At 51.9% G+C, this 24,237-nt stretch carries 21 protein-coding genes; 8 read left to right on the top strand and 13 right to left on the bottom strand.

Annotated features, from left to right (window positions below):
- From H1D31_RS11695 to H1D31_RS11685, 3 genes are read left to right on the top strand one after another with little or no spacing between them, the layout of a single operon-like run.
- On the top strand, window positions 1–1,053 hold the full coding sequence (locus tag H1D31_RS11695; protein WP_065955115.1) for a type IV pilus twitching motility protein PilT: 1,053 nt from the start codon (window positions 1–3) through the stop codon (window positions 1,051–1,053).
- Between the two features lie 8 nt (window positions 1,054–1,061).
- A complete protein-coding gene (locus tag H1D31_RS11690; protein ID WP_065955114.1) occupies window positions 1,062–2,180 on the top strand; it encodes a PilT/PilU family type 4a pilus ATPase in 1,119 nt (372 codons plus the stop codon).
- Between the two features lie 12 nt (window positions 2,181–2,192).
- Window positions 2,193–2,633, top strand: coding sequence for an HPP family protein (locus H1D31_RS11685; protein ID WP_065955113.1), 441 nt, complete (start codon window positions 2,193–2,195; stop codon window positions 2,631–2,633).
- Here the strand turns inward: H1D31_RS11685 and H1D31_RS11680 are convergent.
- Together H1D31_RS11680 and H1D31_RS11675 are read right to left on the bottom strand one after the other, a co-directional pair.
- A complete protein-coding gene (locus H1D31_RS11680) occupies window positions 2,618–3,292 on the bottom strand; it encodes a lytic transglycosylase domain-containing protein (protein WP_261259043.1) in 675 nt (224 codons plus the stop codon). The genes H1D31_RS11685 and H1D31_RS11680 overlap by 16 nt on opposite strands.
- Window positions 3,293–3,304: 12 nt before the next feature.
- Window positions 3,305–4,582 carry a DUF3422 domain-containing protein gene (locus H1D31_RS11675; RefSeq protein WP_261259041.1) on the bottom strand — a complete coding sequence of 426 codons (1,278 nt, stop codon included), beginning with the start codon at window positions 4,580–4,582 and terminating at the stop codon, window positions 3,305–3,307.
- A 286-nt stretch (window positions 4,583–4,868) separates the two neighbouring features.
- Here H1D31_RS11675 and H1D31_RS11670 point away from each other — a divergent pair, with 286 nt between their 5' ends.
- Window positions 4,869–5,726 carry an EamA family transporter gene (locus H1D31_RS11670; RefSeq protein WP_261259039.1) on the top strand — a complete coding sequence of 286 codons (858 nt, stop codon included), beginning with the start codon at window positions 4,869–4,871 and terminating at the stop codon, window positions 5,724–5,726.
- A gap of 121 nt (window positions 5,727–5,847) precedes the next feature.
- Here the strand turns inward: H1D31_RS11670 and H1D31_RS11665 are convergent, their stop codons facing one another.
- The 3 genes from H1D31_RS11665 to H1D31_RS11655 are packed head-to-tail and all read right to left on the bottom strand — an operon-like array spanning window position 5,848 to window position 10,872.
- Window positions 5,848–8,937, bottom strand: a complete 3,090-nt coding sequence (locus H1D31_RS11665) for an efflux RND transporter permease subunit (protein ID WP_261259038.1) — start codon at window positions 8,935–8,937, stop codon at window positions 5,848–5,850.
- Window positions 8,938–8,947: 10 nt separating this feature from the next.
- Complete coding sequence (locus H1D31_RS11660; protein WP_261259037.1) at window positions 8,948–10,066, bottom strand: efflux RND transporter periplasmic adaptor subunit; 1,119 nt, start codon at window positions 10,064–10,066, stop codon at window positions 8,948–8,950.
- Window positions 10,067–10,116: 50 nt separating this feature from the next.
- The gene (locus tag H1D31_RS11655; protein ID WP_008607619.1) at window positions 10,117–10,872 is read right to left on the bottom strand and encodes a TetR/AcrR family transcriptional regulator; all 756 of its coding nucleotides are present in this window, start codon (window positions 10,870–10,872) and stop codon (window positions 10,117–10,119) included.
- Window positions 10,873–11,032: 160 nt separating this feature from the next.
- Between H1D31_RS11655 and H1D31_RS11650 the strand changes: the two genes are divergently transcribed.
- Window positions 11,033–11,464 (top strand): HPP family protein, encoded by a 432-nt coding sequence (locus H1D31_RS11650; protein WP_008607620.1) that lies wholly within the window; start codon window positions 11,033–11,035, stop codon window positions 11,462–11,464.
- 74 nt (window positions 11,465–11,538) lie between these two features.
- Here H1D31_RS11650 and H1D31_RS11645 read toward each other — a convergent pair whose 3' ends face one another.
- Window positions 11,539–13,695, bottom strand: a complete 2,157-nt coding sequence (locus H1D31_RS11645; protein WP_065956260.1) for a S46 family peptidase — start codon at window positions 13,693–13,695, stop codon at window positions 11,539–11,541.
- Between the two features lie 281 nt (window positions 13,696–13,976).
- On the opposite strand from H1D31_RS11645, the gene H1D31_RS11640 reads away from it, so the two are divergent.
- From H1D31_RS11640 to H1D31_RS11630, 3 genes are read left to right on the top strand one after another with little or no spacing between them, the layout of a single operon-like run.
- Entirely contained in the window at window positions 13,977–15,131 is a 1,155-nt protein-coding gene (locus H1D31_RS11640; protein ID WP_065956259.1) for a porin, read from the top strand.
- A gap of 9 nt (window positions 15,132–15,140) precedes the next feature.
- Entirely contained in the window at window positions 15,141–15,536 is a 396-nt protein-coding gene (locus tag H1D31_RS11635) for a substrate-binding domain-containing protein (RefSeq protein ID WP_008607623.1), read from the top strand.
- 44 nt (window positions 15,537–15,580) lie between these two features.
- A complete protein-coding gene (locus H1D31_RS11630) occupies window positions 15,581–17,191 on the top strand; it encodes a methyl-accepting chemotaxis protein (RefSeq protein WP_065956257.1) in 1,611 nt (536 codons plus the stop codon).
- Here H1D31_RS11630 and H1D31_RS11625 read toward each other — a convergent pair.
- The 7 genes from H1D31_RS11625 to hisC all read right to left on the bottom strand — a co-directional run bounded on the left by H1D31_RS11625 (window position 17,188) and on the right by hisC (window position 24,231).
- Window positions 17,188–18,882: a PocR ligand-binding domain-containing protein gene (locus tag H1D31_RS11625; protein ID WP_261259034.1), complete on the bottom strand. Its 1,695-nt coding sequence runs from the start codon at window positions 18,880–18,882 to the stop codon at window positions 17,188–17,190. The two genes, H1D31_RS11630 and H1D31_RS11625, sit on opposite strands and share 4 nt — an antisense overlap.
- 162 nt (window positions 18,883–19,044) lie before the next feature.
- A complete protein-coding gene (gene hisIE, locus H1D31_RS11620) occupies window positions 19,045–19,659 on the bottom strand; it encodes a bifunctional phosphoribosyl-AMP cyclohydrolase/phosphoribosyl-ATP diphosphatase HisIE (protein ID WP_261259032.1) in 615 nt (204 codons plus the stop codon).
- Between the two features lie 292 nt (window positions 19,660–19,951).
- A complete protein-coding gene (gene hisF / locus H1D31_RS11615) occupies window positions 19,952–20,725 on the bottom strand; it encodes an imidazole glycerol phosphate synthase subunit HisF (RefSeq protein WP_008607630.1) in 774 nt (257 codons plus the stop codon).
- A complete protein-coding gene (hisA, locus tag H1D31_RS11610) occupies window positions 20,707–21,444 on the bottom strand; it encodes a 1-(5-phosphoribosyl)-5-[(5-phosphoribosylamino)methylideneamino]imidazole-4-carboxamide isomerase (protein WP_261259031.1) in 738 nt (245 codons plus the stop codon). The genes hisF and hisA overlap by 19 nt, the downstream gene beginning before the upstream one ends.
- The gene (hisH, locus tag H1D31_RS11605; RefSeq protein WP_261259030.1) at window positions 21,441–22,037 is read right to left on the bottom strand and encodes an imidazole glycerol phosphate synthase subunit HisH; all 597 of its coding nucleotides are present in this window, start codon (window positions 22,035–22,037) and stop codon (window positions 21,441–21,443) included. Before hisH ends, hisA begins: the two co-directional genes overlap by 4 nt.
- Complete coding sequence (gene hisB / locus H1D31_RS11600) at window positions 22,037–23,107, bottom strand: bifunctional histidinol-phosphatase/imidazoleglycerol-phosphate dehydratase HisB (RefSeq protein ID WP_261259029.1); 1,071 nt, start codon at window positions 23,105–23,107, stop codon at window positions 22,037–22,039. Before hisB ends, hisH begins: the two co-directional genes overlap by 1 nt.
- Window positions 23,104–24,231, bottom strand: coding sequence for a histidinol-phosphate transaminase (gene hisC / locus H1D31_RS11595; protein WP_261260089.1), 1,128 nt, complete (start codon window positions 24,229–24,231; stop codon window positions 23,104–23,106). The genes hisB and hisC overlap by 4 nt, the downstream gene beginning before the upstream one ends.
- Between the last annotated feature and the right edge of the window lie 6 nt (window positions 24,232–24,237).

Below are 24,237 nucleotides of genomic sequence, written 5' to 3'. Positions count from 1 at the left end.
GTGGATATTACCGAATTATTAGCCTTTAGTGTTGAACATAAAGCCTCAGATTTGCACCTTTCTGCCGGTGTACCGCCGTTGATCCGCGTTGATGGTGATGTACGCAAACTGAATATTCCACCGCTAACCCATAAAGAAGTGCATGCGCTGGTTTATGAAATTATGACCGACAAGCAGCGTAAAGAATACGAAGAACGGCTGGAGTCGGATTTCTCATTTGAAATCCCCAATTTAGCCCGCTTCCGGGTCAATGCCTTTGTGCAAAATCGCGGTGCGGCGGCGGTATTCCGGACCATTCCCAGCGAAGTCCTGACGCTGGACGATTTGGGCGCGCCGGAGATTTTTAAAACCATTTCTGAGAATCCACGCGGTCTGGTGCTGGTTACCGGGCCTACCGGTTCGGGTAAGAGTACTACCCTGGCGGCGATGATCGACTATATCAACAGTACCCGCTTTGACCATATTCTGACTATCGAAGATCCGATTGAATTCGTACACAGCAATAAATTCAGCCTGATTAATCAGCGTGAAGTGCATCGCGATACCCATAGTTTTAGCAATGCTCTGCGCTCAGCGCTGCGGGAAGATCCGGATGTGATCCTGGTCGGTGAGTTGCGGGATCTGGAAACCATTCGTCTGGCGATGACGGCAGCAGAAACCGGCCACCTGGTGTTTGGTACCCTGCATACCACCTCAGCGCCTAAAACTATCGACCGGATTATCGACGTCTTCCCCGGTGAAGAAAAAGATATGGTGCGTTCGATGTTGTCTGAATCATTAAGAGCCGTTATTTCGCAGACGCTGCTGAAAAAGGTCGGTGGCGGTCGGATCGCGGCGCATGAAATTATGGTTGGGGTACCGGCGATCCGTAACCTGATCCGTGAAGATAAGATTGCCCAGATGTATTCCGTGATTCAAACCGGCGCCGCCCATGGCATGCAAACCATGGATCAATGCCTGGTGAACCTGGTAAACCGTGGTTTGGTCACACAGAAAGACGCCGCGGCCAAAGCTCAGGATAAGAATACCTTTGGCGCCATGGGCCGAATCTAGAGGTAGGTATGCAACTAGTTGATTATTTAAAGAAAATGGTTGAAGTTAAAGCTTCAGACCTTTTTGTTACCGCAGGCATGCCAGTGGCGGCCAAAATCAATGGCGAGCTGACACCGCTGGATGACAAGGCGCTGACCGAGATGGACTCATTAGCCTTGGTGTTGTCATCGATGAATGAAAAGCAGCAGCACGAATTTAATACGCAAAAAGAATGTAACTTTGCCATTCATAACGATGCTGGTCGCTTCCGGGTGTCGGCTTTCTGGCAGCGTGATAAGGCCGGTATGGTGATGCGGCGCATTGTGACCACCATCCCCAATGTTGAAGATCTGGGCCTGCCACCGATCATGAAAGAAGTGATCATGACCAAAAGGGGCCTGGTACTCTTTGTTGGCGGCACCGGTACCGGTAAGTCGACGTCTCTGGCCGCCCTGATTGGTTATCGCAACAAAAATGCCCGTGGTCATATTCTGACCATTGAAGACCCAATCGAATTTGTCCACGAACATGGTCGCAGTTTAATTACGCAACGTGAAGTTGGTATTGATACCGAATCCTTTGATGCGGCGCTGAAAAGCTCACTGCGCCAGGCGCCGGATGTGATCCTGATCGGTGAAATCCGTTCGCAGGAAACGATGGAGTTTGCGCTCTCTTTCGCCGAAACCGGCCATCTTTGTATTGCAACCCTGCACGCCAACAATGCGAACCAGGCCATTGACCGTATTATGCACTTAGTGCCGAAAGAGATGCACGATAAGTTATTGTTTGACCTGTCGTTGAACCTGAGGGCTATCGTTGCTCAGCAACTGGTCCCAACTGCAGACGGCAATGGCCGGGTAGCGGCGATAGAGGTGTTGTTGAATTCGCCGTTCGTGGCGGACTTAATCAGCAAGGGCGAAGTCGGAGAGATTAAGAGCGTGATGGCCAAGTCACGCGAGCTTGGTATGCAAACCTTTGACCAGGCACTGTATGACCTTTATCAACGCGGCACCATCAGCTATACCGACGCCATCCACCATGCTGATTCACCGAACGATTTACGTTTGATGATTAAGCTGCGTAATAACGAGGTTAAGGGCTCGGGTTTCCTATCTGGTGTGACGCTGGATGGGATGGATAAAGAATAGTGAGGTAAGCAGATGTCTTTACTAGCCATTATGACCCCAAGAACCAGACTGGTGACAACAACCGGGGAGGCTAATCTGGCATCATTGCGGGCTGTGTTTAGTCAGGCCCGTTTCCAGCATGTGCCGGTGGTGGACAGTATGGACCGCGTGGTAGGCATAGTGTCGGTTAAAGACTACTTTAAAGAGTTAAGTCCGATGATGGAGGCGGCCAGTGAACAGGCGATTGGCCTGATGATGCGCAGCCGTAAAGTCAGCCAGGTGATGTCGGCTCCGGTGTTTACCGTCGCACCTGATACCAGTGTCCGTCAGGCTGCCAGCATGCTGGTGGAGCGTAATATCAGTTGTTTACTGGTTACCGATGCCCAGCAACGCCTGTTGGGGCTGGTATCCTGGAAAGATCTGATGAAAGCCGCCTTACTGGCTAAACCAAAGCCTGCTCAGCCACCGGTATAACGCTGCTTTAAAATCATGACCCGTTCGATATAGGCGGTGGTTTCGGCGTAGGGCGGTACACCGCCAAAACGCCGGACTGCACCAGGTCCGGCATTGTAGGCAGCCAGCGCCAGTCTGAGATCGCCATCAAAGCTCTGCAGTAACTGTTGCAGATATAAGCTGCCGCCACGAATATTCTGTTCTGGCTGGCTGGGGTCCTGCACCCCAAGCATAGCGGCCGTTTCTGGCATCAGCTGCATTAGGCCCTGGGCACCACGACGCGAAATGGCTTGCGGATTAAAGGCCGACTCGGCATGGATCACGGCCCGGATTAAAGCCGGCTCAAGCACCAACTCGGCAGCAACCTGCTCAATCACCCGTGCAAAGCGGCGCTGGAACAAGGGCGTGGTATGCCAGTTGATTGGCGAACGCACCGCACAGGCAAAGCAATCAAACCGTAGCAGCTCATACTGCTGATCAACAGGTGGCCGGTCGGAAAAAACGGCAGAACCATCCTGGCGTAGGCTTTTATACACCAGGATCTGTGGTGCCGTTGGCTTGCTAACAGGCATAGCGGTGCTGTGCGGACTTAACCGCTGTACCGGTTTTGCTTCATCTGCTGTTAATGGCTGCACCAGCAGTGCCAACAGCAAAGGAGACCACTTCAGATTGCTAATCAAGCTACCCTTTCCTTAAAGACTCCGTTTTAAGCGGGCCGCCTGATAGCGCAGCAGCACCGCCACGCTAATAATAATGACAGGAATAGCGAGACTTTGCCAGCGCTCGGCGTTAAGCCCAGGCCACCAATATTGCAAGCTGCTCAGCAGTTTAGCCGCCAACTGCACGGCATAATAACTGATGGCAACCAGTGAAAACCCCTCCACCATCTGTTGTAGCTTCAGCTGCAACTTGGCTTTTTGCTCCATTGAGCTTAGCAGTTGCTGATTTTGTTGCTCCAGCTTCAGATTCAGCCGGGTGCGCAACAACTCAGTACAGCGACCCAGGCGGCTGGAGAGCAGTTGTTGCCGGCGCTGTACTGCCTCACTGGTTCGGTAGGCCGGGGTGAGGCGTTTTTCGGTAAAGTCCTGCAATGACAAATGATCCGGCAGTGGGCTTTCCTGCAACGCCTTTAGCCTGTCCAGTGTCAGCTGATAATAGGCTGCGGTAGCCTGTAAGCGGTTGCTGTTCTCGGCGATCAGCCGCTCGGTCGCAGCGGCCAGACCGGTGATATCATGCAGCAACTGCTCATCGCTACGTTTTTGCAGCTCAATACTCTGGGTTAGGCCTGCCAGCTGCAATTCCAGTTCGCTTAATTTTTGCAGGCTCTGGCGGGCCAGCGGCCAGCCGAGCAGTGACAGCTTACGGTAATTGCCGAGATCAAACAGCTGTTGTGCCAGCCGGCCAAGTGCATCGCCGGTTAAGCCTTTACTTAATAGCAGCATCCGGCCGGCACCTTCGGCATGCTTTTGAAAGTCAGTCCAGATCCGCGCCCGCCCAGCCGCTAACTCGCTGCTGATACAGTTATCGGCATTAAAACTTTGCCGGATCAAGCTCTCAGCGGGTGGCTGCTCTGCGGTCAGAATAGTAAGCTGCACAATGCGGAAAATCTGTCCGGGCAGCTCGCTGAACCAGTCGCGGCTGGGCAAAAAGCTAAGTGGATCATCAAACCAGGGCTCGGCCATGCCGGGGCGGATAAAGGTATAGCTGGAGAACTCGCCATGCCGCTCCCAGCGTAGCCATAGACCGTACAGCGGCAGCGTCAAATCCTGGGCATTGTCACTCAGCTGCTGACCTTGCTGCTGTGCCAGTTGCTGCATTTGCGACAGCTCTAGGCTACGTAGCGCCGGGCTAACGGTCAGCATAAAATGGCACAGCCGGCAGGGGGCGCTAACAGAGCCAAAGGTTCGCTGCTGCAATTCTTTATCCAGTACATCGCGTAACGGATGATTACGGCGGGATAAGCTTTCCATAGTGCACTCCGCTGTGGCTGAGATCATTAGCTTAACAGTAGGTACCAAAGCAGGTACTGTGCCAGCTTGCTTATGTTGATGCTTGGTGATGACAAAGCCTTAACAAAACGATGAATTTGCCAAGACAATGACCTGGCTTAATGCCGGTTTGTTATTGCCTGCCTGCGCCAGAAGCAGGCATTTTGCCTGTTTTCGGTGCAATCTGGTCAATACGCCCCGGCAAACCCAACACGCAGGGCCGGGAATGGCGTAAAATAATGCTAATCAGGTAATAAACAGGGCAGTTATGCAAAGCAACAAGGCCGTTTGGCTGGCAGTCGCCAGCGTATTATTGGCGATGGTCACCATTCAAAGTGGAGCCTCAATTGCCAAACAACTGTTTCCGCTGATTGGTCCGGCGGGGACTACAGCGCTGCGGGTCGGATTTTCAGCTCTGATGCTGTGGCTGGTATTCCGGCCCTGGCGGCAGTTACCACAGGGGCGCAGTTGGCGCGCGGTGATTGTCTATGGCGCTTGCCTCGGCGGCATGAATCTGCTGTTTTACCTGGCGATTGCCCGTATTCCACTGGGGATTGGTGTGGCGCTGGAATTTACCGGCCCTTTGGCGGTGGCGTTATTTAGCTCGCGGCGCAAATTAGACTTAGCTTGGGTCGCGCTGGCATTGGGCGGTATTTTGTTACTGTTACCGGATATGACCAGTGTCGATGCGTTGGATCCGGTTGGGGTGATGTTAGCGCTTGCCGCTGGTGCCTGCTGGGCCGGCTATATTCTATTTGGTCAGCGCGCTGGTAATCTGGCCTCGGGTGGCATTACGGTGGCCCTTGGCATGACGGTGGCCGCCGCCTTTTTAGTACCGATTGGTCTGGTCAGTGCCGGTAGCAGTTTATTCAGCTGGCAGGTGATCCCACTGGCTATCGCCGTAGCGGCGCTGTCCAGTGCCTTACCCTATAGTCTGGAGATGGTGGCATTAAAGGCGCTGACGGCCAAAAGTTTTAGTGTACTGATGAGTATGGAGCCGGCGATCGCTGCCTTGGCCGGTTTTTTATTGCTGGCGGAGTTGCTCAGTGTCACACAGTGGTTAGCGATCTTACTGGTGATCAGTGCCTCTTTGGGGAGCACCTTAAGTAAAACGAAAGAGAGCTAACCGCGTTATCCGCTTTAAGGCAGCAGTGGCGCATCGCTCAATTTAGCCAAGGCGCTAGCATAAAAAAGCGGCCCGAGGGCCGCTTAGTCGAATGAGTTGAATGAGTTGAGTGGCTTACGACTTACTGCGCATCGGTCTGAGCAGCGGCGACGATGGCATCCGGCTGTTGCCGGTAGTCACGGGCCAATAGCAAATACATCGCCGGTACTACATAGAGGGTAAAGAAGGTACCAATGGTCATACCGCTGGCAATGACCACCCCCATCGCATAGCGCGAGGCCGCGCCGGCCCCGGTGGCAACCAACAGTGGGATCACGGCCAGAACCGTTGCTGCCGTGGTCATCAGAATAGGACGCAGCCGCAGCGCAGTCGCTTCCTCAATGGCATCGCGTTTTGATTTGCCTTCCTGCTGCAGCTGGTTGGCGAATTCAACAATCAGGATACCGTGCTTGGCAATCAGACCGACCAGCGTCAGCAGACCGACCTGGGTGTAGATATTGATACTGGTAAAGCCCAGACTGGTAAAGATCAAGGCGCCGCAGACACTCATCGGTACTGTTACCATAATAATAATGGCATTTTTGTACGATTCGAACTGGGCAGCCAGCACCAGGAAAATTACAATCAGCGCAAAGAAGAAGGTAATCACCAGTTGCTGGCCTTCCTGCTTGTACTGCCGCGACTGGCCGGCGTAATCAATACTAAAACCTGCCGGCATCACTTCAGCCGCAATATTATCCAGCACTGCTAACGCCTCCCCCAGGGGCACGCCCGGTCGGGGTACGCCGGAGATTTTTACCGCATTCAGCTGCTGAAAACCGCGCAGGGCTTGCGGCTGTACCGACTCCTGTAAGGTTACCAGCGTCGATAACGGGATCAGTTCGCCTTGCTGATTACGGGTATAGTAGTCCTTTAACTGCGCCGGATTCAGCCGCTCACTGCGCTCAATTTGCGGAATAACCCGGTAAGAGCGGTTATCCAGCGCAAAGCGGCCAGCGTCGGCACCGGCCAGTAACGAGCCCAAATCTGCCGCCAATTGCTGCATAGACACACCCATTAAGGCGGCCTTTTCCCGGTCGACCAGCACGGTTTGCTTCGGCTTATCGATCTTTAAATCGCTATCGACAAAGATAAAGCGACCTGACGCCATCGCCCGGCCCAGCACTTCCTGTACCACTTCCTGCAGCGCAGCAAAGGGTTGGGTCGAACCAATAATAAATTCAATCGGGGTACCATCACCGGAAGAGGGCAGCGAAGGTGGCACCAGCGCAAAGGCATTCAGGCCCGGAATACCGGCCAGATGCGGCTGAATATTCTGCTCCAGTACCTGAGCGGTAGTGCGTTCGCGCTGATCCCAGGGCGCCAGGACAAAGCCGGCGATAGCGGTATTGGTGCCGCCCATGCCATTAATGATAAAGACGTTACGGATCTCCGGTGCCTGCTCCGGTAATTGATTCAGCTTAGCGGTATTACGCTCCAGATAATCCAGGGTGGCAAAGCTGTCCGCCTGTAAAATCGAGAACACAAAGCCCTGATCTTCAGCCGGTTCCAGTTCGGATGGGCTGGTAACAAACAGGAAGTAGCAGGACACCAGCACTATGGCAGCAAAGGTCAGTACCACTGGCATGGTATTCAGGGTGTTATGTAACTGGCGCTGATAAGCGGCGCGCAACTGCTCAAAGCGCGCATCCAGCCAGGCTTCCAGCGATTTTTCTTTTTTACCGTCTGCGCTGTGTGGCTTCAGAATATAGGCACACATTACCGGTGACAGCGTCAGCGCCACCACGCCAGAGAGGATCACCGAAGCAGCCAGTGTAAAGGCAAACTCAACAAACAACACTCCGGTTAAACCGCCAACAAAACCTATCGGCAGGAATACCGCCACCAGCGTGGTCGACATCGAGATAATCGGCCAGGCCAGTTGTCGCGCGCCCATAATGGCAGCATCGATGCGGGAATGGCCCTCTTCGATAAAGCGGTGAATATTTTCCAGCATAATGATCGCATCATCGACCACGATACCGATCGCTAATACCATCGCCAGCAGCGTCAGCAGGTTAATCGAAAAACCCAGGATCCACATCAGGAAGAAGGTGCCGACCAATGACACCGGAATGGCCACGGCGGGGATAATGACGCTACGGATTGAGCCTAAGAAGGCGTAAATCACCAGTACGACAATCACCAGTGCCAGCACGATAGAGATCACCACCTCGTCAATGGCGTTTTCAATATACTCGGTTGAGTCATACGGAATATCGGCGTCCAGACCCTGCGGCAGCTGCGGGATAATATCGCGATCCCAGACCTTGCGCACCTCAGCAATCACATCCAGGGCGTTAGCATCCGGCGAAATCTCAATACCCATAAAGGTCGCTGCCAGACCATTAAAACTCACGGAGCTGTCATAACTTTCCGCGCCCAGCTCGACAGTGGCGACATCGCTTAACCTTACTACCGCCTTACCGTCGCTGCTGATAATCAGCTGTTTAAATTCTTCCGGTGAGCGCAGATCAGTCGCTGCATTCAGATCGACGGCGACCATCTGCCCTTTGGTGGAACCCAGCGCCGCCAGCACATTGTTACCACGCAGCGCAGCATTAACATCCGAGCCGGTCAGGTTGTAGGCGGCCAGTTTCACCGGATCCAGCCAAATCCGCATCGCAAAGGTGCGGGCACCCAGAATTTCGGCGCGTTGCACCCCTGGAATCGTCGCCAGCTGGGGTTCCACGACCCGCACCAGATAGTCGGTGATCTGGTTATTACCCAGTACTTCGGAATAAAACGACAGATACATCGCCGCCACATTCTGGCCGACTTTGAGTGAAATCACCGGATCGCGGGCGTTTTCCGGCAGTTCCGAGCGAATTTTATTCACCTGGGCGGCGATCTGGGTCAGCGCCTCGTTCGGGTCATAATCGAGCCGTAAAAAGGCCTGAATAGTACTGACCCCGGATACCGAGGTGGAAACCAGATAATCAATGCCTTCAGCCGCGGCGATTTCCCGCTCCAGCGGCGTGGTAATAAAGCCCTGGATCAGGTCGGCATCGGCACCGACATAGACAGTGCTGACGGTAACGACGGCATTTTTAATTTCCGGGAACTGCCGCACATTCATCTCTGAGATTGCACGCAGGCCCAGTAGCAGGATCAGCAGACTGACCACACTGGCCAGGATCGGCTTTTTAATAAAGATATCGGTAAAGCGCATACTGCAATCCTTACTGGTTAGCCGGCGTTGGGTTTAATTCAGCGCTGGGCGCGGCCGAACTGTTTTCCACAATATTTACCACGGCGCCGTTGCGCAGCTTCAATAAGCCTGAGGTCGCCACCTGCTCACCAGGCTCCAGACCTGCGGTCACGGCAATCAAATCACCACGGGCTTCGCCGGTGCGGATAAAGCGCTGTTGCGCCACCTGTTGACCGTCCTGTTCGGTAATCACAAACACTGAGTTGCCATAAGGATTAAACTGCACTGCTGTTTGTGGGATCAGGGTAACAGTGTTGGGTTCACCTGTTGTCATGCTGACGCGGGCGAACATACCCGGGCGCAGTAACTGCTGCGGATTAGCGAAGGTGGCCTGGACTTCGATACTGCGGCTCGACTCGCGAATACCCGGTGCCACCGCCGTGATTTCACCAACAAATGCCTGTTCAGCATAGGCATCCACCCGCACTGTTAACGGCTTACCGACTTCAATCAACGCCAGTTGCTGCTCGGGCAGGGTAAAGTTCAGATAGATAGGATCCAGCGATTGCAAACTGACGACAATGGTGCCGCCAGTCAGTAACTGCCCGAGACTGACCTGACGAATACCGGCCACACCATCAAAGGGCGCATACAGCGATTTTTGCGAAATTCGTGCCTGCTGTGAGGCGACAGCAGCGCTCGCCTGAGCGGCTTCACTTTCGCGCCGACGCAGATCCAGCTCCGAGACGCCTTTATCGCGGAACAGCCGTTCCAGACGGCTTTGCTCCAGCTTTGCCAATTGCTCAGCGGCCTTTAACCTTGCCAGCTCGGCCTGGTCAACGCTGTCGTCCAGTTGCACTAACAGCTCACCTTTTTTAATCAGGGCGCCATTCTCAAAGCGAATGCTGCGGATAATGCCACTGGCTTCGGTGGTAAGCTCGGTGCTGTTAACTGCGGCAAAGCTGCCGATGGCATTGACGGCAGGTTGCCAGGCATCACGGCTAACAGTGGCTGCGGTAATAGCAGCCGGTGGCATCGGCATATTGTCGAAGAATTGATTCATAAAATAATTACCGACGGCTTTAAAACCAAAGATACCGCCGAACAGCACTGTTACCAGGACAAGCATAATAATCATACGCTTAAGCATGATGTCTCCTTACAAGGGCAGGCGCCCGATTAACTAAAACTAAAAATCTGTTATACATTTAGCGGGTCCACATTAAGCGGGCACAGGTTATGAAATAACTGCTCAACGCGTTGTTTTAAATCCTGAATTTGCGCGGTCAAGGTTGCTGTATCGGTAATATCCAACAAGGGTTGCCACTGCATACCATTTAATAGCAGATGCATATGGCGGTAACGTTGCAACGAATCTTTGTTTAAGCCAAAGGCTTCAAACAGGCCAGCGGTTTGTTCCAGATTGTGACTGCCACAGCAGAGCGCCCACGGCGCGATTGACAGTTCCAGTGCTGAGCACTGATGATCGGGTAGTTCACCGGCGTCAATGGCCGCGCGCACTATGCCGCTTACCAGCGCGGACAGCGGCTTGCTATTATCCAGGATCAGCTGCCGGCGACTAGCAGAGGCGTTTTCCCAGACCACCTCGGTAAAGACATATTGTTCCAGCCTGGCATGGCTGGGGTGATACTGGCGCGCCAAATCTTCTGCGACACAAAGTGCCAGGATTTTGTTGCGGTGTGGGATCGCCAGTGCCGCTATCTGTTCAAATAACCGCAGTTGGTTGCAACCGTTGCGGGCCACTAATGCCAGCAATAAATCTTCTTTCGAACTGAAATGCTGATACAGGGTGCCGGTCGCGTATTCACAGGCTTTCGCCAGTGGCGCCATCTGCAGTTGCAAAATACCATCGCGGGCAATCAACTCAGCGGCTTTATCCAAAAACAATTGTTCACGGGCGGCGCGCTGGCGTTCTTTACGTTCGTTTACCGTCATAGGATCTGTAGCTCTTATAAACAGGTTCGAATTATGAACCTGATTCAAAAAATGAGCAAGGCTCAAATTATCTACCGCGTAAAAAGTTGATCCAGCTTGCTACCCAGAGCTGAAAAATTCGCTATAACTATCAACAACACTTTCAAGCCAAGGAGTAGTAATGACTATTAACACTGTCGCTGAATTGATGACGCCCGATCCGTTATCGGTAAAACGGGATGCCACCCTAAAAGACGCGCATGATCTGATGCGGGAGAAAAATATTCGCCATATCCCGGTGATTGATAGCAATGGTGAATTGATTGGTATGTTGACACAAAAAGTCATGATTGCCGCAGTGATGAGCCTGCTGGCGAAGTATGGCGCCACTGCGCTGGAGCGCAAGGAGAAGCAGCAATTAGTAGCAGAATTAATGCTTACTGATTTTGCTACCGTTACCCCGGAGCAAAGTCTGCAGCAGGTGGCCAGTTTCTTCGTACAAAACCGCCATGGTTGCTTGCCGGTGGTGAACAGTCATAACAAATTGCTGGGCATTTTGACCTCATCGGATTTTGTGCGCCTGGCCGCAGAATTGCTGGAACAACGCACATAAAAAAACCTCTGCCGCGGCAGAGGTTTTACTGTTAAGTTAGCGCACCAGGCTTAGCGTGGGCGGTGAGTGTTTGCTTATAGTACACCCATTTCCTGCAGCAAATTGTCGGCTTTGTCGACGATTTGCATCTGCCACAACATAAAGCGCAGATCGACCTGGATTGAACGGGTATTTGCCGGGTTGAAATCCCAATCTGAGATAATCGAATCCAGGGTACCATCAAAGGCTAAGCCAACAAATTCACCCTTGCTATTCAGGATCGCCGAGCCGCTGTTACCACCGGTAATATCCAAAGTAGCCAGATAGTTTACCGGTACCGAGTTCAGGCTGTCTTTGCCATAAGCGCCATAGTTTTTCGCTTTGATCGCATCCAGCTGATTTTGTGGCGCATTAAACTCGCCCTCGCCGGTGGCTTTGGCGGTGATACCACGCAAAGTGGTAAAGGCGGTCCAGGCATTACCATCTTCGTTACCATGACCACGGCCCTTAACATTACCAAAGGTCACCCGCAGGGTGCTGTTGGCATCCGGATAAACGGCTTTGCCCTGCGATTGCATAAAGGCAATTTTTGCACGCATATAGCTGGCGTATGCTTGCTGGATCTTACCGGCTAGCTCTTCCTGCTCGGCTTCACGTTTCAGATCCGCTTTATACAAGGCCACGGCAGCTTTAACAAAAGGATCCTGTTTGCCAGCAAAGTCCAGTGGGCTGGCGCTTAACAGTGCCAGTCGCTCAGCCTGTTCGGTCAGCTTAGTATTGGCATACCAGCTGTCGATCAGCGCAATTAAGGCAGCTTCTGACATATTGTCCTGAATACCCATAGCTTTATCAAAGTCAGCATTACGCTGCTTTTTCGGCTGGGCGGCATATTTTTTCAGGTTATGCAGATCCAGGGCTTTTTCAACCTTAACGTCAAAGGTTCTGTCCATACCGGCCATAAAAGCCTGGAAGCGCGGCAGATCGCGTTGTTGGAAGCCTGCTTTACGTTCTGCGTCTGGTTTAGTGCTCTCATTAGCCAGCCGGTAAAGGCTGCGGGCTGTGCCCAGCAAACGTGGCGTGGCATTAGCCAGTAAGAAATTACTGCGGCCTTCCGTTTGCTGTTGCTCTAACAGCTTTTCGATGGCGGCTAAATCTTTGGCATAGGCTTGCTTGTTGGCACGATCACCGTTGACCCAGTTTTTTAGCGCCTGATGTTCGGCCTGCTTACGCTGTAAAAAGTCGCTTTGTGCATAGCTATCCAGCATACCCTGGCGATTTTTCAGCACGTTATTTAAACCAGCGACCCGACTGGCATATTTCAGCGCCGCATCGCGATCATTGGCGGTTTCACGGCCGATAATCTCTAACAACTCACCCAGATACTGCACCGTAGTGGGGTAGCTCCAGTCAAAGGTGTCGGCAACTTCTGACGGTAAGCGGTGGCGGTTGGTGCGGCCGGGATAGCCCAGTGCCATCACAAAATCGCCTTCTTTTAAGCCGTCTTTAGCCAGTTTCAGGTGGAAGTCTGGGGTGTAAGGTACGTTATCTTTATGGAAGTCGGCAGACTTGCCATCCGGACTGACATAGGCGCGCAGGAAGCTATAATCGCCGGTATGGCGTGGCCACATCCAGTTATCGGTATCGCCACCGAATTTACCGACGCCTTCAGCCGGGGCATGCACCAGACGGACATCTTTAATTTCCAGCTGTTTAATCAGGTAGTATTCCAGCGAGCCATAAAACGCTGCCACGGTGCAGCGGTGACCGGCATCTTGCTCACAGTCAGCAACGATGGCTTTCTGATTCGCCTCAATCGCATCCAACCGCTTTTTACCGGTTAATTTTGCGGTCTTGGCATCGATAACGCGCTCAGTCACCTTGTCTACGGCCTTGGTGACAAAGATCCGGCTACCTGGTGCCGCTGGCACTTCGTCGGCCAGGGTTTTGGCTAAAAAGCCATTTTTCAGCAGGTCATTTTCAGCGGTGGAATTATGCGCAATGCTGTTATAAACACAGTGGTGGTTAGTGGCAACTAAACCCTGTGGTGAGACAAAAGAGGCTGAGCAACCGCCCAGACTGACGATGGCAGCCATTGGGAATTCGGTTAGTTTGGTCAGGTTAGCCGGATCCAGTTCCAGACCAGCCGCTTTTAATTGGCCGGCAATTTCTGGCAATTGTTGTGGCATCCACATGCCTTCATCAGCAAAGGCCAGGCTGCTGGTCATTGCCAGTAACAGTAAGGTTTTTTTCATAGGTTTGTTCTTTATGGTTATGGGGAAAAAAGCACGCCATCTTCCGCTCTGCCAGCGCGCCTTGTCAAGGGACAGACATTTTCTGTTACAAAATGTCTGCTGAACCGGAATGTCGAACATTAGATTGGCTTGATATATGATAACTTTCGGTGCAAAAAATCCGTCATTATTTTCGCTGGCCTGCGGTTTTCAGCTACACTAGAAAAAGTAAATAAAAGACAAGTGCTTAGTTTTTTATTTCGGTACTTTCGATTGTATTAGCCCCGTTATATGAGGTCTTTATGAAAAAAACCGCTGTTGCGCTCGCGATTCTGACCGCCAGTGTTGCTGCCCCGGTGTGGGCAGACGTTACCATCAATGGCTTTGCGTCAATCAAAGCCGGGATGACTACCGGTAGTGATGAATCTTTATATGGTTATGATAAAGATATTGATTTTAAAAATGAAAGTTTATTCGCATTACAGATAAAGTCAGATCTGGGCGAGAAATTATCGATAACGGGGCAGCTGGTTGGCCGTGGTAGCAAAGACTTTGATGTTGGCTTTGAGTGGGCGTTTTTGACCTATCAGCTGGCGGATAATATGCATATTAATGCCGGCCGTTTACGTACACCGTTTTTTAAATTCTCTGATTTTAAAGATGTCGGTTATGCCTACGACTGGTTGCGGGTGCCGCAGGGCGTTTACGGGCTGGGTTTTGACAATATCGAAGGGATTTCATTTTATCGTACTGCACAGCTTGGTAGTGTTGAGTCAACGTTACAGGTAGTAGCGGGTGGTTATGATGGTAAGGCGACCATCAGTGGCGTAGAGGTCGATGCCGAAATAAAAAATATTCTCGGTTTAAGCTGGGAATTGACGCAGGGTAATCTGAGTGGCCGGGCGGCTTATTTAGTCGGTAAAGTGACGGTTGCAGCCGAACAAGTGAGTTTGGCGCCGAATTTTACCATTGGTAATCTGTTTACTACGCTCAACAGTATTGGCCGCAACGATATTGTAAAAAGTGTGGATATTGAGCGGGAAGATGGCAGCTTTCTGGGACTGGGACTGACCTATGATGACGGCGACTGGATCCTGGTCAGTGAATATACCAAGGTTAAGGTGAAAGATACCTTTATTGCCGATCAGAATAATTACTATGTCTCGGTGGGGAAGCGCTTTAATAGTTTCACTCCGTACCTCTCGTATGAAGTTGAAGATAACAACAGCCGCGATCAGATTTATCTGCCTTACCAAGGTGTTTTGCCGCCTCAGTTATTGGTACCGCTGCAAGGATTAGTGCGTACGCAGGAGCGCGACGCCAAGACCTGGAATCTGGGGTTGCGCTATGATTTCCATCCGGCGGCAGCCTTCAAAGCACAGTACTCTTCTGAGAAAAATGACACTACGGGTCAGCGCGCCGGTGTAGTGGCTGTTGGTGTTGATTTAGTGTTTTAAGAGGTTGTTATGATTAAAAAACTGATAATAATTGCCGCAACAGTCTTTGCTTTGCCGGCACTGGCGCAAATCGCGGTGATCGTGCATCCATCTAATAGCGCCAATCTGACCAATGAAGAGTTAGTGCGGATTTACACCGGACGCTCCAATGCCTTTAATGCCGTTAATCTGGCGGAGACTGTGCCACTTCGGGCTCAGTTCGACGAAAAGGGCGTGGGCCGTACCTCGGCGCAGTTAAAAGCGCACTGGTCTAAGTTGGTTTTTACCGGCAAGGGTACACCGCCGACAGAGCTGGCGAGTGAGCAGGAGGTGCTTAATTTTGTTGCCAGTAATCCGCAGGCTATTGGCTATATCAGTGCCGCCAGTGTATCTGATGCAGTAAAAGTTGCGCTAACCATCAACTAACTGATCGTCCGGCGCCATTGGCGCCGGACTAATGAGTCGTACCGATGAAGAATTTATCCATAGTGGCAAAAATCTGGCTGGTAATAGGGTTGGCAGTGATCGCCTTTTCGACAGTTGTAGCGGTCAGTTTGTTTTTTACCAGCAAAAATAATGCAACGACCCACAATATGCGTGACTTTATGTATGAGACCGCCAAACTATCTTCGCAGGCTCGTACCAGTTTTGTCTCATTGGATGAGTTTTTTACCCAGGCCGTGACGCTGTCTGATCCGGATTTGTTAGCCACTGCCAAACAAAATCAGCAAAGGATCAGCGATATGCTGACCCGGTTACAAAACCTGAACCCAGAGCGCAGCACGACATTACAGCAGCTGCAACAGGAAGCCCAAAGCTACGCCGAATTATCTTCGGCGATTGCGCAACAATTTATTGATGGTGACGCCGATTTTGAGCAGATCCAGCAGCAGGTCAGTCGCAAAACCGCACTGTATGAAAAAGTCTATGCCGAGTTAACACAATTTGAGCAGCAGTCCGATCAGCGTTTTGCGCAAGCTATTGATGCGGTGTCAGATAATTCCGAGCGAGCTCTGACCGTGATTTTATTGCTTGGCGGGGTTTTACTGGTAACCACGGCTGGCCTCGGGCACTTTATCGCCAACCGCATTAGCCAGTCAGCGAAAACCTTAGGCAGCTCATTAGCAGAATTGGCCAGTGGCAAGGGCAATTTAGCCAGCCGTTTGCCGGTGCAGGGCGATGACGAGCTGGCAGTGGTAGCGCGGGAGTTTAATATTTTTATCAAGATGTTGCAGTCGTCTTTTAATGAGCTGGCACAGGCAATCGATCCCTTGACGCAGAGCTCTGATCATTTATCGACTGGCATGAAGGCATTAGAAGGACGAACCTCGGAGCAGAGTGCTGATTCGGAAACCGTAAGTCAGAGTATGGCCGAACTGCAATTGTCGGTGAAGGATATCAGTCAATCAGCCAATGAGGCGGCTAACTCGGCCGAAAAAGCCAGTCAGTTGGCGAAACAGGGTTTTGATAAAACCAGTAATGCGGTCAATTTTTCCCGTGGTTTATCCAGTGAGATTACTCAGGCGCAGAGTGTAATTACTGAACTGGCGGAAAAAACCAAAAATGTGACACAGATCCTCAGTAGTATTAATGCCATAGCGGACCAAACCAACCTGCTGGCATTGAACGCAGCCATTGAGGCGGCACGAGCCGGTGAACATGGACGGGGATTTTCGGTGGTTGCTGATGAAGTTCGCAATCTGTCGGGTAAAACGGCACAGTCAGTGGTTGAAGTACAGCAGGTAGTCGGCGAACTGACACAAAATGTCAGTAAAGCGGTAAGTATTATGCAGCAAGCGGTAAAGAATGCCGCTCACTCGGCTGAGTTGGCGTCAGATGCAGGCAGCTCTATTGAGCAGATCAGCGGTGAAGTGCAGCAAATCAGTTTACTTAACGCGCAGATCGCTGCAGCCACCGAAGAGCAAACCATGGTTGCGGAGCAAATTGTCGCTAATACTGCGAAGATGCTCAGTTCCTTCAGTAGCTCGAAAGCCATTCAACAGGATGTGCATGGTATCGCTGCTGAGTTGCAGGCACTGGCGCAGTCATTGCAAACCATAAGCAGCAAATTTGAGACCTAGCCACTATACCAGCAAAGCTGTTGTCCGCTTTGCTGCTTAGCCTGGTACATGGCGTTGTCGGCCCGGCGCAGGATTTCGTCAGCGAAATCCTGCTCACCATGAAACAACACCATGCCGATACTGCAGGTACACTGATAGCAGGTATTGCTCTGGTCGGTCAGGGTGAAGGGTAATGCCAGTTGCTCAGTAATTTTTTCTGCCAGTTGCTGTGCTTGTTCTCTTGCTTCTGCATATTCAGCAAGTAATTCCGGTAATAAAACAATAAATTCATCGCCACCCAGGCGGGCCACGGTATCGGTTTGCCTAACCAGACTTTGTAACCTTATAGCAAATGCGCGCAACAGCAGATCACCGGTTTTATGGCCGTAGCGATCGTTCACTGGTTTAAAATTATTCAGATCCAGAAACATCAGGGCGCCATAACGGTTGCTGCGTTTACTTAACGCTAACGCCTGCTGCATTCGTTCATCCAATAGCCGGCGGTTCGCCAGCCCCGTCAACTCATCATAAAACGCCATACGGCGGATCTTTTCTGCCAGCAAAGAGCGGCTGATCGCCAGCTCTGCCAGATTGCTAAAGGCTTGCATCTTTTGGGTGAATTCCGCATCGGGTCTGGCGACCTGGCGTTGATAAATACCGAAGGTACCCAGTACCCGGCCATGGGCAGTTTTTATCGGGATTGACCAACAAGAGCGCACATCAGCCAGCGCAACCAACTGTTGGTACTGTTGCCAGTTAGGGTGAGTTAGCAGATCCTCCGCGATCAGCATTTCGCCATTATAAGCCGCGGCGCCGCATGAGCCGGCAAAGGGACCCGGCTTTAACCCGTCTACCGCCTGATTATAGGCCTCAGGTAACGAAGGTGCTGCGCCGTGGCGTAACACTCCGCTCTGTTGGTCAAGCAACAGGATCGAGCACAACAGCTGTGGATACTGCTGCTCAATTTGTAGCACTAACTCTTGCAGTACCTGCTGTAGCGGATCGCCCTGACTAATCATGCTCAGGATTTGATTCTGCATTTGTAGCTCAAGGGTACGGCGTTTAACCTGTTGTTCAACCTGATCCAGCAGTTGCTGGCTGAGAAACTGGTTATAACTGAGCTCGGAAATTTGTTCGGCCATTGAACTGATTAAAGCCAGCATCGGTGGGATCTTGTCGGCCGGAATTATCGGCAGCTGCATAATCGCAGCCAGATAGCTGTCTTCATCAAACTGGTTTGTTTTAGCCTGTTGTCGGAAATAGGTTAGATCGGGTGCTTCCTGAAAAAACTGACCAATAAAAATATTCGCCAGATAGCGACCATTTACCCGCACCGGTGCGGCGCAATCGGTCAGGCCGTTATGACAGCGGTAGATCGCTTGCTTTTGTTCGGTTAGTAGTTGCGTCGCCAGCTGGGTATCGCTTTGTAAACAGCCTTTTAGGGTCTCAGGTTGTTGCCGGTGAAAATGCAGGCAGGCTTGCTGCCAGCTTGATGAGGCCAGTACCTTACCCTGTAAATCAATCAGCGCTATGGTCACGCCCAGCGCCTGCTGGAAATTCTGGAACACGGTATGTAAACGATGTAAATCCAGCGTTTTTTCTAACGATAAGCCGGATACTTCTGGTTGACTAGGTAAGGAGAGATTCCATTTTATAATCAGCGGATCGGTAATGGGGCTATCAGAACCGCTGCTATGGTCAGCATTTGCCATTTCAGGAGTTACCTGTTGCCTAAGCTATGCTGTTGCACCTTGGCGGCAGCATGTAACTGCCGACAATGGACTACAGTGTATAAGGTATAGCACAAACTGGTTAGTTTGCCGGAAAAACAGCTGATTTTTCTGTACTGCCTGGGATTGCTGTTGGCCGACATCTTAGCGATGCCGTTGTTTTAAAATCGTAATCACATCGGCCAGCTCCAGCTGTTGGCTGCGTAGCAGTACCAGCAGGTGGAACAGCAGATCAGCGGCTTCGTTTTTCAGCTCTTCGCGATCACCGGCCATCGCTGCTAATGCCGATTCGACGCCTTCTTCACCGACTTTCTGCGCGATGCGTTTCACGCCCTTGGCAAATAAACTGGCGGTATAGCTGCTTTTCGGATCGGCACCCTCACGGCTTTTAATCACTTGTTCTAAGTCATATAAAAACGCCAGCTGTGGGCTATTAGCGTCATTATCATGCCAGCAGGTTTCGGTACCAACATGGCAGGTTGGCCCTTGCGGCATGGCCAGTACTAACAGGCTGTCACTGTCACAATCGCTGTCGATACTGACCAGCTGCAGGGTATGACCCGAGCTTTCGCCTTTGGTCCATAGCCGCTGCTTGCTGCGGCTAAAAAAAGTGACATTGCCGCTTTGCAGTGTATGCTGCAGCGCATCCGGATTCATATAGCCTTGCATTAGCACCTTGCCAGAGATGGCATGTTGCACTATCGCCGGTAACAGTTGGCTATCGGGCCAGCTAAGCTGGCTGATTTGTTGTTGATTCATGTTGAACTCTCAAAAGTGAGTGTGCACAACACCGACACTACACGCAAAGACGCCGTGAATACATCCCTGTAGGCTCCTCTTTGGCATCCATGCCAAAGACGCTTTGCTTAGCAGTGTCGGTGTTGTGCTCGATACATAGGTGTAGTCAACGGGATGAGCAAACGCGGATGTACTTTTTTCTGTGACCGTTGGAGGCCATGGATGGCCGGAATCGAGCCCCATGGATGGTTCATGGCGTGTCACAGAAAAAATGTACGCAGTGTTTGCGTGTTCGAAGCACATGACTTTACTACTAAGGCCGAATACTAATCCCATCCGCAATTAACTTCGCTTTTAGCTCGCTGATCTGAATAATGCCTTTATGAAACACACTGGCCGCCAGGGCGCCATCGACATCTGCGGTACTAAACACCTCAGTAAAATGCTGCATAGTCCCGGCGCCGCCACTGGCAATCAGCGGTACCCGACAAAGATCCCGGATACTTTTTAGCTGTGCTAAATCATAACCCTGCCGCACGCCATCCTGATTCATACAGTTCAGCACAATTTCACCGGCACCTAAGCGCTGTACCTCGGCGACCCAATCGCGGGTCAGCCACTGGGTTTTTTGGGTGCGGCTCTCATCACCGGTAAACTGATACACCTGATACTGGCCGGAGGCGACATCAAAAAAGCTGTCGATACCGACCACTACGCATTGCTGGCCAAAGGTCGCATTCAGCTCGGCAATCAGCTGTGGGTTGGCCAGGGCTGGGCTATTAATCGACACCTTATCGGCACCCATTTCCAGAATTTTGCCGGCATCGGCGACCGACTTAATACCGCCTGCGACACAAAACGGGATATCAATGACCTCGGCTATGCGTCTTACCCAGCTTTTATCGACCACCCGGCCATCACTGGAGGCGGTAATATCATAAAACACCAGCTCATCGGCACCGGCTTCGGCATAGCGCTGCGCCAGCGGCACGATATCGCCGATAATTTCATGGTTACGAAATTGTACGCCTTTGACCACCTTGCCATCGCGCACATCTAAACAGGGAATTAACCGTTTTGCCAGCATGCGATCGCCTCCTGCAGTGTAAATTTACCTTCCAACAGCGAGCGGCCTAAAATCACGCCGGCCACACCGGAGCCAATCAGCGCCTGGATATCACTAAGCGCGCCAATACCGCCCGATGCCTGCCACGCCAGTTGTGGGTACTTGCTGCACAGCTCACGATATAAGGCAACATTAGAGCCGCTCAGGGTGCCGTCTTTACTGATGTCAGTGCATAGCACATGTTTAGCGCCGGCCGCGATATAGCCATCTAACACCTGTTCCAGGGTGACACCGGATGCTTCAATCCAGCCATGGCTGGGCAGGGTTTTTTCGCCTTTGGCATTAATGGCGACATCCAGTGCCAGCACGATCCGTTCACCGCCGTAGGTTTTGATCCAGCTTTGCACCAGTGCCGGCTCGCGAATGGCTAAGCTACCAATCACGACGCGGCTGGCACCGGCGGCCAATAAATCTTTTATGTCTTGCTCAGTACGTACACCGCCGCCGACCTGAATTTGCAGTGGCGACTGGGTCATCAATTCAGTTAACAAGCCAAGCTGACGTTTGCTGGCATCTTTGGCACCGGATAAATCCACCACATGTAACAGCGGCGAGCCGGCTGCGGCGTAGCTGTCGCGCAGGCTAATCGGACTAAATTCGTACTCGGTGGTTTTATCATAAGCGCCCTGATACAGGCGGACGACCTTGCCGTCGATTAAATCTATGGCTGGAATAATCACAGCTGCCACTCCAAAAAGTTTTGTAATAAACGCGCCCCGACCTTGCCTGAGCGCTCGGGGTGAAACTGGGCGCCGGCGACATTGTCTTTACCAATTACCGCAGCAAAGTCAGAGCCATAGTGGCACTGTGCTAAGCTATATTGGCTGGGAACCACCGCAAAGCTGTGCACAAAATACAGATAATCTTGCGCAGTAAAGCCTTTTAATAGCGGATGCTTGCTAATGCTATGTAAGGTATTCCAGCCCATATGCGGTAAACGTAAACCGGCGGCATTAAGCGGTGCCACTTCGCCCGGAATTAACCCCAGACAAGCCACATCGCCTTCCATACTATGGGCGGTCAGCATTTGCATGCCCAGACAAATGCCCAGTACCGGCTGTTGTAAGCCTTGTAAGGTGCTGATTAAATCACGCTCAGCCAGATTATGCATCGCCGCCTTAGCGGTACCGACGCCGGGTAAAATTACCCGCTCAGCTTGTTTGATGATTGCAGCGTCAGCACTTATCACCGGCTCCACGCCAAGGCGTTTGATGGCAAAATACACCGAGCTGATATTGGCACAGCCGGTGTCGACAATAACCAGCTTGGCCATTACAGCACTCCTTTTGAGCTTGGCAGCGCTTCACCACTAACGGTAATGGCCTGACGTAGGGCGCGGCCAAAGGCTTTAAATAAGCCTTCCACCATATGATGTTTATTGCCCGGGGTAATGCTCAGGTGTAGCGACATCGCCATCGCATCGCTCAGTGAGCGGAAAAAGTGCGGTACCATCTCAAGGTTCAAACCACCGACACTGCCTTCGCCCAGTTCGGCGTTAAAGACAAACAGCGGCCGGCCGGATAAATCCATGACGCATTCTGCCCGGCACTCGTCCATTGGCAACACAAAGCCAAAACGGTTAATGCCACGCTTATTGCCCAATGCTTGCTTTAATGCCTGACCCAGCGCCAGGGCGGTATCTTCGACGCTGTGGTGATCGTCAATATGCAAATCGCCTTTTACCGCAACCTGCAACGAAAAGCCGCCATGGGTGGCAATTTGCTCCAGCATATGGTCAAAAAAACCGACACCGGTGTTAAAGCTATTGTTGCCGCAGTTATCCAAATCAACCTTAACCTTGATATCGGTTTCGCGCGTCACCCGGCTTACCTCAGCTTTGCGGCCACGGCTTAACAATTGTTTAGTGATTTCGGCCCAGCCCAGCGTGTCGCGATTATATTGAAACGACGGTAGCCCCATATTTTCGGCCAGCTGCACATCGGTCAGCCTATCGCCAATCACGTAGGAATTGGTAAAGTCGATTTTGCCTTGCTGCAGATAGTCTTTTACCAGGCCAAGTTTCGGCTTGCGGCAGCTGCAGTTATCGCTGTCAAAGTGCGGACAAATCAGCACATCGTCAAACTGGATCCCTTGCGAGGTTAACAGCTGCATCATCTTATTGTGTGGCGCATCGAAGGTGTCACGCGGAAAGCTGCTGGTACCCAGACCATCCTGATTGGTCACCATCACCAGCCGGTAACCGGCCGCCTGCAATTTTAACAGTGCTGGTACTAAACCCGGCTCATAAGCCAGTTTTTCCAGACTATCCAGTTGCTTGTCAATTGGCGGCTCTTCCACCATGGTGCCATCGCGGTCGATAAATAAAATAGGTTGGCCACTCATGCGCTTACTCTCTTATTCGCTGAAAAATAGTTAAGCATTGCCTGCTTAAGGCGCTGCATTTCATCCGGGTTGCCAATGGATACCCGCACCACCTGGCTTAAACCCAGCTGCGAGGATTGATTGCGGATAAGAATATCCTCATTAATTAGCGCCGCCACGCAAGCCGCGGCATCGGCTACCTGCAACAGTACATAGTTGGCATTGCTGGGCCAGACTTTTTGCACACCCTCTAAGCCTTGGGCAAACTGGCAAAACTCCTGGCGCAGCTGATTAATGGCCGCCACGCTTTGCTGCATTTGTGCAATACCCGCCGGTGCTAAAGCCTGAGCGGCGATTTGCGCGACCGGCTCGGCGATAGGATAAGGTGCGATCAGCTTTTTCAGGGCGTTAATTACCTCAGGGGCGGCCAGGGTAAAGCCACAGCGTAACCCGGCCAGGCCAAAGGCTTTGGACAGGGTACGCAGTATCACCAAATGCGGGTAACGGCTTAAGAGTGGCGCCACAGAAGCACTGGGTGCAAATTCAATATAGGCTTCATCGACGACAACCAGCGCCTTCCCCTGAAACTGTTCCAGCACAGCGATAATTTGCTCGCGCGGGATCAGGTCGCCGGTCGGGTTATTCGGGCTACAGATAAATACCAGCTTAGGCGTGGTGGCAAAGATACCGGCCAGATCCAGCTGCTCGTTATTAACCAGTAATACCTTGTTGACGGCGGTCTGGTTACTCTCGGCGCTGATGGCATACATGCCATAAGTGGGTGGACAAATGGTAATGCTATCTTGTTTGGGTTCACAAAAGCTGCGGATCAGCAGCTCAATGCCCTCATCGGCACCCCGGCTGACCAGTACCTGCTCTGGCGCGACACCGGCATAGGCGGCATAGGCATCAATGACGGCTTTGGGCTGACAGGACGGATAACGGTTAAAAGTGCCATCCAGCTGATAGGCCGGAGCCAGCGCATTTTCATTGGCATTAAGCCAAACCGCACCGCCACTCATGCTGCTGCGGGCTGAGGCATAAGGCACTAAGTCCTGTACCAGTTTCCGGGCCAGATCGCTGACGCTGTTATTTTTGCTGTTTTTGCTATTGTTAGTGCTATTGATAGTATTTGCTGTGCTCATCATGCT

The organism is Alishewanella sp. BS5-314, from assembly GCF_025377695.1.
Classification (GTDB): Bacteria; Pseudomonadota; Gammaproteobacteria; order Enterobacterales; family Alteromonadaceae; genus Alishewanella; species Alishewanella aestuarii.
Note: the sequence above shows the minus strand (reverse complement) of the source record. Positions and strands in the feature narration are given on the sequence as shown.